At 65.8% G+C, this 9,444-nt stretch carries 9 protein-coding genes; 3 read left to right on the forward strand and 6 right to left on the reverse strand.

All coding sequences use genetic code 11. The features are described from left to right. Positions 1-21: 21 nt before the first annotated feature. From purF to ACRCSW_RS00885, 3 genes are all read left to right on the forward strand, one after another. Positions 22-1,485, forward strand: coding sequence for an amidophosphoribosyltransferase (purF, locus tag ACRCSW_RS00875; RefSeq protein ID WP_438702118.1), 1,464 nt, complete (start codon positions 22-24; stop codon positions 1,483-1,485). Continuing rightward, positions 1,482-1,847: an iron chaperone gene (locus ACRCSW_RS00880; RefSeq protein ID WP_438702110.1), complete on the forward strand. Its 366-nt coding sequence runs from the start codon at positions 1,482-1,484 to the stop codon at positions 1,845-1,847. Before purF ends, ACRCSW_RS00880 begins: the two co-directional genes overlap by 4 nt. 69 nt (positions 1,848-1,916) lie before the next feature. Beyond that, positions 1,917-2,585, forward strand: a complete 669-nt coding sequence (locus ACRCSW_RS00885; protein ID WP_438702111.1) for an SDR family NAD(P)-dependent oxidoreductase — start codon at positions 1,917-1,919, stop codon at positions 2,583-2,585. 35 nt (positions 2,586-2,620) lie between these two features. On the opposite strand, the gene ACRCSW_RS00890 is transcribed toward ACRCSW_RS00885, so the two are convergent. From ACRCSW_RS00890 to ACRCSW_RS00915, 6 genes are all read right to left on the reverse strand, one after another. After that, positions 2,621-3,724: a cystathionine gamma-lyase gene (locus ACRCSW_RS00890; RefSeq protein WP_438702112.1), complete on the reverse strand. Its 1,104-nt coding sequence runs from the start codon at positions 3,722-3,724 to the stop codon at positions 2,621-2,623. Between the two features lie 89 nt (positions 3,725-3,813). Further along, on the reverse strand, positions 3,814-4,713 hold the full coding sequence (locus ACRCSW_RS00895) for an NAD(P)-dependent oxidoreductase (RefSeq protein WP_438702113.1): 900 nt from the start codon (positions 4,711-4,713) through the stop codon (positions 3,814-3,816). 48 nt (positions 4,714-4,761) lie between these two features. Further along, positions 4,762-6,192: an aldehyde dehydrogenase family protein gene (locus ACRCSW_RS00900; RefSeq protein WP_438702114.1), complete on the reverse strand. Its 1,431-nt coding sequence runs from the start codon at positions 6,190-6,192 to the stop codon at positions 4,762-4,764. Positions 6,193-6,199: 7 nt separating this feature from the next. Continuing rightward, positions 6,200-7,753: a trimethylamine methyltransferase family protein gene (locus ACRCSW_RS00905; protein WP_438702115.1), complete on the reverse strand. Its 1,554-nt coding sequence runs from the start codon at positions 7,751-7,753 to the stop codon at positions 6,200-6,202. Continuing rightward, the gene (locus tag ACRCSW_RS00910; protein ID WP_438702116.1) at positions 7,750-8,580 is read right to left on the reverse strand and encodes an isocitrate lyase/PEP mutase family protein; all 831 of its coding nucleotides are present in this window, start codon (positions 8,578-8,580) and stop codon (positions 7,750-7,752) included. Before ACRCSW_RS00910 ends, ACRCSW_RS00905 begins: the two co-directional genes overlap by 4 nt. After that, positions 8,577-9,444, reverse strand: an 868-nt coding sequence (locus ACRCSW_RS00915) for an aminomethyltransferase family protein (protein WP_438702117.1), incomplete at its 5' end; no start/stop codon positions are given. The genes ACRCSW_RS00915 and ACRCSW_RS00910, both read right to left, overlap by 4 nt.

The following is a 9,444-nucleotide window of genomic DNA, read 5'->3' on the forward strand; positions in this document are numbered from 1 at the left end:
CTGGACAGGATTCGGACACGCATGCCCCCCTTCCTCTCTCACCCCTTCGATGACGACAAACTGAAGGAGGCGTGCGGCATTTTCGGCGTGGTCGGCGTGGCCGACGCGTCGAACTTCGTGGCCCTTGGCCTCCACGCCCTGCAGCACCGCGGGCAAGAGGCCGGGGGGATCGTCTGCTACCACCCCGACCACGGCTTCAACTCCGCCCGCCGTTTCGGCTACGTGCGCGACAATTTCACCAAACCCGATGTCATGGACACGCTGCCGGGCCAGCTGGCCATCGGGCATGTCCGCTATTCCACCGCCGGATCGAAGGGCGCGACCGCAATCCGCGACGTCCAGCCCTTCTTCGGCGAGTTCTCGATGGGCGGCTGCGCCATCGCCCACAACGGCAACCTGACCAACGCCGCCGCCCTCCGCCGCGAACTGATCGAGCGCGGGAGCATATTCCAGTCCTCCTCCGACAGCGAATGCATCATCCACCTGATGGCACGCTCGATCCAGAAAACCCTCTCCGAGCGCATCAAGGACGCGCTCCGCCGCGTCGAGGGCGCCTTCTCGGTCGTCGCCATGACCCGGACCAAGCTCATCGGCGTGCGCGACCCCCTAGGCGTCCGCCCCCTCGTCCTCGGCCGCATCTCCGACCACGGCTGGGCGCTCTCCTCGGAAACCTGCGCCCTAGACATCATCGGCGCCGAATTCGTGCGCGAGATCGAGCCGGGCGAGATGGTCGTCATCGAAGGCAACAAGGTCGAATCGACCCGCCCCTTCGCCCCCGCCAAATCCCGCTTCTGCATCTTCGAGAACGTCTATTTCTCGCGCCCCGACAGCATCATTGGCGGCCGTTCCGTCTATGAAACCCGCCGCCAGATCGGCGTGGAGCTGGCCCGCGAAGCCCCGGTCGATGCCGATCTCGTCTGCCCGGTCCCCGACAGTGGAACCCCCGCCGCCATCGGCTACAGCCAGGAATCCGGCATCCCCTACGCGATGGGGATCATCCGCAACCAGTACATGGGCCGCACCTTCATCGAGCCTACGGACCACATCCGCAACATGGGCGTCCGCCTGAAGCTGAACGTCAACCGCGCCCTCATCAAAGGCAAACGCGTGATCCTCGTCGACGACTCTGTCGTCCGCGGCACCACCTCCCGCAAGATCAAGGACATGATCCTCGAAGCAGGCGCCGCCGAGGTCCACTTCCGCATCGCCTCCCCCCCGACCGCCTGGCCCTGCTTCTACGGCGTCGACACGCCCGAACGCTCCAAACTCCTCGCCGCGACGATGAGCGAGGACGAAATGCGCGACTGGATCGGCGTCGACAGCCTCAAGTTCATCTCCCTCGACGGCCTCTACCGCGCCGCAGGCGAAGCCCAGGGCCGCGACGCCGCCAGCCCCCGCTTCTGCGACGCCTGCTTCTCGGGCGACTACCCCGTGGCCCCCTCCGACAAGATCGAGGAAGGCTTCCAGATGAAGGCGGCGGAGTGAGCGCCGAGGTCGACACCTACCTTGCCGCCCTCCCCCCGGACCAGCGCGCCGCCCTGCAATCCTTGCGCAGACGCCTCCGCACCCTCCTCCCCGGCCACCTGGAGGTCATGTCCTACGCCATGCCCGGCTTCCGCAAGCCCGGCCCGAGGGGCAAGATGGTCATCGGCTACGCGGCCTTCGCCAAGCACCTGGGCCTCTACCCCCATTCCGGGACCGTGATCCCCCGGATCGACTGCACCCCCTTCAAGACCTCGAAGTCCGGCGTCCTCTTCACCCCCGACCGCCCGCTCCCCGACGCACTCCTCGAACAGATCATCCGCACCCGGCAGGCCGAGCTTGCCTCTGCTCACGGCACGCGCTGACCCCTTGCCCTTTCACATTTGCCCAAATATCCCCGCCGGAGGCTTCGACACCTCCGCAAGGACCAACGCATGACCGAGAAGATCGCCCCAAAAGTCGCGCTAGTCACCGGCGCCTCGCGCGGCCTTGGGGCTGCCGTCGCCGAACAACTAGCGCTCCGCGGCTGGCACGTCGTGGCCGTGGCCCGCACTGTCGGAGGGCTTGAGGATCTGGACGACCGGGTGAAGCGCGCAGGCCAGCCGGGCGCCGGAGGCCTCACGCTTGCGCCCATGGACGTGACCAACGACGACGCGATGCGCCATCTCTGCCGCAGCGTCCATGACCGCTGGGGCGGGGTCGGCCTCTGGGTCCATGCGGCAGTGCATGCGGCCCCGCTGGCACCGATGGGATCTCTCGACCAGAAGGATTGGGAGAAATCCGTCGCCACCAACACCCGCGCGACCGGCATGCTGATCCCTATGGTGGAACCGCTTCTGCACGCCCATGAGGGGACAGCGCTCTTCTTCGACGATCCCCGCGCGGGCGAGCCCTTCTTCGGGGCCTACGGCGCGACCAAAGCCGCCCAGATCGCGCTGGCGAAAAGCTGGCAGGCCGAGACGCGCAGACACGGCCCCCGGGTCCTGATCGAGACCCCCGCGCCCCTCCCGACGGCAACCCGCGCCCGCTTCTTCCCCGGCGAGGATCGGAACAAGCTGGCCGATCTCCAGATCGAAGCCGCTCGGATTCTCGACACGCTCTGACCGCAGGGCCCCGATTTTTCGCCGAAAAATCGTGCCTACCCCAGCGCCGCAGCGATGGACTGCCACAGCACCTCAACGGGCTCGAGCCCGACCGAAAGGCGGACGAACCCTTCGGGCACTGCATCGCCCCAACGCGCCCGGCGTTCGGCCGAGGAATGCGTCGCGCCGAAACTGGTGGACTGCGCGAGATAAGGACAGGCCGTAAGGAACCGCTCGGCGACGCCCGCGCTTTCCAGCGTCAGCCCGATCAGGAAGCCCCCATTCACCATCTGCCCGCCGACGGCCCGATGAGAGGGATCTCCCGGCAACCCAGGATAGCGCAACGCCTTGACCGTCGGATGCGACGCCAACCGCCCGGCGATCACCGCCGCACTGGCGCACATCCGCTCCAGCCTTACCTCCAGCGTCTCCAGCCCTCGGTGCAAAAGCCAGGCATCAAAAGGCCCCGGCATGGCACCCGAAAGCCGCCGCCAGTCGCGTACCCGGCCGATCAGCGCCTCGTCCCGGCCCGCGACATGGCCCGCCAGAAGATCAGAATGCCCGCCCGGCGCCTTGGTATCCGCCGCGACCACAAGGTCCGCGCCAAGATCGAGCGGGCGCTGCAGATAGGGCGTCATCGTGGTGTTGTCGACGATGACCCTTGCCCCGGCCGCCTTTGCCCGCGCGGCGACCAGCGCGATGTCGCAGACATCAAGGCCGGGGTTTGACGGGGTTTCCAGATAAACCATCGCCGCGCCAGTGAAATCCGCTGTGTCATAGCCCGTGGTTGGCAGCATCTGGACCTGAACGCCGAAGGCTTTCAGGAACTCGTCGGCCAGAACCCGCGTCACATAATAGCCGTCGGCGGGCAGGATCACCCGGTCCCCGGCCTTGAGACACGCGAAGAGCGTCGCAGAAATCGCCGCCATGCCGGACGGGAAGGCCACGACCGGCGCATCCTCCAGAAGGCCAAGTTGCGCTTCAAGTTCGTCCAGCGTCGGATTGCCCGCGCGGGAATAGCTGTGCGGGCCGGTTCCGTTCGCGGGCAGATGGAACGTCGTGGCCGGAACGAGTGGTGGCGCAATCGGGTCGCCCGGCGCAAGCCCGGCCTTGCGATGATGTAAAAGCCTCGCGGCGCGGGTTGCGTCCTTCTCGCCCATCACGGTACTTCATTCCTTTCCAAAGGGTTAACGACACCGCAACCCATTGATTTCCTTAGATCTGGCCATCTGTCCCACCGTGGGACACCTCACTCCAGCCTGGCCGGGAAGCCCTCGGCGCGAAGGTCGGTGCCAAGGAGGTCTTCCAGAAGCTTCGCGATCATCGGCGACTGCGCCTCGCCGCCATAGGCGGCCTTGGCGGCGATGTAGGTCTGGTTGGTCATCGAGGCGAGGTCGAGCGGCACGCCGAATTCCTTGCCGAAACCAAGCGCGAACCCAAGGTCCTTCAGCGCAAGATCGATGTTGAAGGCGATGTCGTAGGACCCGTTCAGGATCAGCGCCCCTTCCGTCTCATGCACGAACGAGTTGCCGGATGAGGCCGCGATGGCGTGCCAGGCTTGCGCAAGATCAAGCCCGCCGCGCTTGGCCAGCATCAGCGCCTCGGAGGTCGCTTTGAGGTGGATGAAGGCCAGCATGTTGGTGATGACCTTGATGATCGAGGACGCGCCCAATGGCCCGATGTGGAAAATCCGGTCGCCCATCGCCTGCATAGCCTTGTGGTGAAGATCGAAGAGATCCTTGTCGCCGCCCGCGAGCATGGTGATCTTGCCCTGATAGGCCAGATGCACCCCGCCGGTGACGGGAAGCTCCATCATTCGGACCCCGGCCTCGGCCGCGACAGCGGCGAGCGTCAAGACCTCGTCGCGGCCAAGCGTGGACATTTCCAGCCAGGAGGCCCCTTTCCGCATATGCGGCAGGATGTTCCGCAGCACCTTCTCCGAGACCACGGGGGATGGCAGGCAGGTGATGACATGGTCGACCGAGGCCGCGAGTTCCTCGGCGCTCTTGGCCAGCACCGCTCCATTCGCGACCAGAGGGGCCGCAAGAGCGGCGTTCAAGTCGTAGACCGTGACCTTGAAGCCGTCCTTCAAGAGACAGCCGGCACAAGCGGCCCCGAGGTTGCCGAGGCCGATGTATCCGTAGTGCATGATCTCTCCTGTCTGCACGATTTTCCTGCGAAAAATCGGAAGCGGCGCTTACGCGCCGTAGCCGACGATGCCTTTGACCTCGCAGAAGTCGTGGATGCCCCAGTCGGCGTACTCGCGGCCGTTGCCGGACTGCTTGTAGCCGCCGAAGGGGGCGGAGGTGTCCCAGTCGGGGTAGTTGAGGTTCACGGTCCCGGCACGGAGTTTTCGCGCGACTGGAATGGCGTCTTCGACCGGACCGGCGATATAGGCGGCAAGGCCGTAGATCGTGTCGTTGCCCTGCTGGATAGCGTCTTCGATGCTGTCGTAGGGCTGGATCGCCAGGACCGGCCCGAAGATTTCCTCTTTCGAGATGGTCATTGAATTGACCACATCGCCAAAGACGGTCGGGCGCACGAACCAGCCGCGATTGAGATCGGCGGGGCGGCCGACACCACCCGTGACGAGGGTCGCGCCTTCGTCGATCCCGGCTTGGATCAGGCGCTGGACCTTCTCGAACTGAAGTTTCGAGACGAGGGGGCCCATCCCCGTCGCTTCGTCGCGCGGATCGCCGACCTTGATGCCCTCGGCCACTTCCTTGGCCACGGCGAGCGCTTCGGCCTGCCGGTTGCGGGGCACCAGCATCCGAGTCGGGGCGTCGCAGGACTGGCCGGTGTTCGCCATCACGGCGTTGACGCCTGCAGCAACGGCTTCGGCGATATTGGCGGTCGGCAGGATGATGTTGGGGGACTTGCCGCCCATCTCCTGCGCCACGCGTTTGGCCGTGGGGGCCGCTGCCGCGGCGATCTGGGTGCCTGCCCGGGTCGAGCCGGTGAAGGACACCATGTCCACTTCCGGGTGGACCGACATCCGCGCGCCGACCTCGGGGCCGAGGCCGTGGACGAGGTTGAAGACACCCGGTGGCACGCCTGCGTCGTGGCAGACCTGCGCAAAGAGCGTTCCGGAAAGTGGAGCGATTTCCGAGGGTTTCAGGACCATCGTGCAGCCCGCGATCAGCGCGGGCGCGACCTTGCAGGCGATCTGGTTCATCGGCCAGTTCCAAGGGGTGATAAGCGAGCAGACGCCGATCCCTTCGTAGATGATCCGCGTGGTGCCGCGGTTGTATTCCCAGACCATCTCCTCGGCGGCCTTGATCGTGGCCTCGATATGGACCTGCCCGGCCCAGGCCTGCGCGCTGCGGGCCCACTCGATCGGCGCACCCATCTCGGTGGACATCACCTGCGCAAAGTCTTCGTAGCGGTCGTTGTAGACCTCCAGTATCCGCTTCACCAGCGCGATCCGTTCGGCGACGGGCCGGTAGGTCCAGCCATCGAAGGCCGCGCGGGCCGCGAGAATCGCGCGGTCGGCGTCTTCGCTGTTGCCGAGGGCGACCTCGCAGACGATTTCCTCGGTCGCGGGGTTTTCGACACCCATGCGTTTGGTCGAGATCGGATCGACCCACTGGCCATTGATGTAGAATTTCAGCATGTTAGCCGGGATCATTGCGACCTCACTTGAAGTAGATGTTGAAGCGGGCGCGGATAGCGGCGTCGATGTCCGGATCGACGCGGCAGCCGGCCTTGGAGAGGATATCGTTCTTCCGGGCAATCGCCGTGTCAAGGAGCAAGGGCTTGCCAGCCTCGTTCCATTCCTTGGGCGACATGCGGTTGCCAACCTTGGGGTAGATGTATTCGGTCTGCATCAGTTTCAGCGTCTGGTCAGAGCCAAGGTAATGGCCGGGACCGCCAAGGCAGACCTCTTTCATCGCCTCGATGGAGGTGCTGTCAGCGGTCACGTCGATGCCGCGGACAAGGCGCATGGTCTGGCCAAGGAGGTCGTCGCCGAGGACGAGGCTTTCGAGACAGAAGCCGAGCAGCGAGGCGTGCATGCCGACGGCCTCGTAGCACATGTTGAGGCCTGCGAGACCGGCGAGGGCGTTGGTGATGCCCTGCTCCCATCCGGCCTGCATGTCGGGGAGTTTGCTATCGCTGATCCCGGAGGCGGCCCCACCGGGGAGGTTGTAGAAACGGTGCATCTGGGCGCAGCCTGCGGTCAGAAGCGCCTGTTCGGCGCTGCCTCCGGACATGGCCCCGGTGCGGAGGTCGGAGACGAAGGGCCAGGTGCCGAAGATGGCGGGCGCGCCGGGCTTGATGGCGTTGACGTAGACGACGCCTGCCAGGCATTCCGCGACGGCCTGGACGATGGTCAGCGCAATGGGCGCTGGTGCTGTGGCCCCGGCTTGCCCCGCGGAGAGGAGGAGCATCGGCATGCCGCGGCGGATGCAATCCTCCATGGTTATGCAGCTTTCCTCGGCGAATTTCATCGGGGGGACGACGAAGCAATTGGAATTGCTGACGAAGGGTCGGTCGCGCCACTCGGCTTCGCCGCCTGCGACCATGTGGATCAGCTCGAAGCAGTCGGCGACATGGGCGGGGTCGGAGAAGCTGGTGCCCACATGCTTTACGGTGCCGGAGAGCGAGCCGTAGAGGGTGTTGAGGTCCATCTCCTTGTTGTCGACAACGTCGCGGCAGACCATCGTCCGCTGGTAGAAGTGGATGTTGTCGAGGTTATCGACCAGGCGGGCGGCGTCATAAAGGTCTTGCGCGGTGGATTCGCGGTAGTCGAGGGTGATGGGGTCGACGATATGCACGGCAGCCCCGGCGGTGCCGTAGTGGACGTTGGTGCCGGTGAGGTGGAGGTCGTACTTCGGGTCGCGCGCGTGAAGGGTGATGTCGCGGGCGGCGATCGTCAGCATGTCCTCGACCAGCGCACGGGGGAAGCGGATGCGGCCGTCGTCGCCTTGGATCGCGCCCGCTTCGGTCAGGAGCTTGACGCCGGAGGGCGGGGCCTGGCTAAGGCCGATCTGTTCAAGGGCGTCGAGGGCGGCGGCATGGATCTGCTGCACTGCCACTTCGGTCAGGGGCTTGTACTGCCCGCCGGGCATGCCGGGGCGGACGGGGCGCACGTCATCGGCCAAGGGGGCCGCGCGCATGGCGACGCGGGCCTGGCGGCCGCCAGATCGGCGGGCGCGGGCGGGTTCGCAGATCTCACCGATCTCGGTCATTTGGATGATCCTTTAAGGAGGAGTGCGTCGATGTCGTCGCCATTGGCGGTTCCCGCGAGGGGGGCGAAGGAGCCCTGTTCCAGCATTGCGGTCACAGAGTCGCGGATGGCGGCATGGGTCAGGCGGGCGATCTGGCTGCCGGTCGAGATGCGGCGGACGCCCATTGCGGCAAGCTCGGCCACAGTCAGGGACTTGAGCGGTCCGGCGGCGAGGGCGTTTACCGGCTTCTTCACGGCGGCCAGTATCTTGGCGAGTTCGGGCTTGCCGGGCGGGACCGGGATGTAGAGGAGATCAGCCCCGGCGGCCTCGAAGGCTTGCAGGCGGCGGATGCCCTCGGCGAGGTCGTAGGTGCCGTGCATCACGCCGTCGGCGCGGGCGCAGAAGATGAAGGGGCGTTTGAAGGCGCGGGCGGCGGCGACCCCGGCGCGGATACGTTCTACTGCCAGATCAAAGGCATAGGGGGCGTTGCCGGGGATCATCTGGGTGTCTTCGACCGAGATGCCGGAGAGGCCGACCTCGCCGGAAAGGCGGACGGTTTCGGTCACGTCTTCCGGGTTGTCACCGAAGCCGTTCTCGAAATCGCCCGAGACCGGGAGGTCGGTGGCCGCGATCAGGTCGGCGGCGTGGGCCAACGCCTCGTCCCGCGTGACGCCGCCAAGGTCGGGGCGGCCCAGGGTGAAGGCGTGGGCTGCGGATGAGGTGGCTAGCGCCTTTGCCCCGAGTGCTGCCATCATCCGGGCCGAGCCGCGATCCCAGGGGTTCGGGATGACGAAGCAGCCGTGTTGGTGCAGGTCGTGGAAGGCCTGATGGCGTGCAGCGAGGGTCATGCCTTGATCCTTTCCGACTTCGGGTCGTACATCGGTATCAGCGAAGCAATCGCCTCATGCCTCTGGCCCGCGACCTCGATTTCATAGCGCGAGCCAAGGATATCATCATCCGACTGCCCTTTGGCGGGAACATAGCCCATGCCGACGGCTCCGCCGAGGAAATGGCCGTAGTTGCCGGAGGTCACGGGGCCGACGATCTTGCCGTCGCGGACCACGGCCTCGTTGTGGAAGAGGAGCGGTTCGGGGTCTTTCAGGCGGAACTGGAGCATCTTACGGCCAAGGCCCGTCTGCTCGGCCCGCAGAGCGGCATCGCGGCCGATGAAGGACGGTTTCTTGCGACTGACGGTGAAGCCGAGGCCCGCTTCCAGCACATGATCTTCATCGGTGATGTCATGGCCCCAGTGGCGGTAGGCCTTCTCGATCCGGCAGCTGTCGAGGGTATGGAGGCCGCAGAGCTTTAGCCCGAGGTCTGCGCCCGCCTCTTCCAGTGCCTCGAAGACGTGGGCGGTCTGGTCGGAGGAGACGTAAAGCTCCCAGCCTAGCTCACCTACGTAGGTGACGCGATGGGCGCGGGCGAGGCCCATGCCGACCTCGATTTCCCGCATTGTGCCAAAGGGATGCGCGGTGTTGCTGAAGTCATTGGGCGAGACACGGGACAGAAGGTCACGCGACTTCGGCCCCATCACGCAGAGGACCGACTCAGCGGCAGTCACATCGGTGATGACGGCGAAGTCGTCGCCCAAATGATCGCGCATCCAGGCGAGGTTCCTTTGCAGTGTCGCGCCGGGGACAACGGCCAGATAGGCGGTCTCGGACAGCCGGGTCACCGTAAGGTCGGCCTCTATCCCCCCGCGTTCATTGAGG

The organism is Tabrizicola sp. (genome assembly GCF_051645465.1).
In the GTDB taxonomy this organism is placed as follows: domain Bacteria; phylum Pseudomonadota; class Alphaproteobacteria; order Rhodobacterales; family Rhodobacteraceae; genus Tabrizicola.

Bases quoted from the DNA above. Each gene is read 5' to 3' on its own strand.
- purF (WP_438702118.1), top strand. From the start codon at position 22: ATGCCCCCCTTCCTCTCTCACCCCTTCGATGACGACAAACTGAAGGAG.
- ACRCSW_RS00910 (WP_438702116.1), bottom strand. From the start codon at position 8,580: ATGACCCTCGCTGCACGCCATCAGGCCTTCCACGACCTGCACCAACAC.
- ACRCSW_RS00905 (WP_438702115.1), bottom strand. From the start codon at position 7,753: ATGACCGAGATCGGTGAGATCTGCGAACCCGCCCGCGCCCGCCGATCT.
- ACRCSW_RS00900 (WP_438702114.1), bottom strand. From the start codon at position 6,192: ATGATCCCGGCTAACATGCTGAAATTCTACATCAATGGCCAGTGGGTC.
- ACRCSW_RS00895 (WP_438702113.1), bottom strand. From the start codon at position 4,713: ATGCACTACGGATACATCGGCCTCGGCAACCTCGGGGCCGCTTGTGCC.
- ACRCSW_RS00885 (WP_438702111.1), top strand. From the start codon at position 1,917: ATGACCGAGAAGATCGCCCCAAAAGTCGCGCTAGTCACCGGCGCCTCG.
- ACRCSW_RS00890 (WP_438702112.1), bottom strand. From the start codon at position 3,724: ATGGGCGAGAAGGACGCAACCCGCGCCGCGAGGCTTTTACATCATCGC.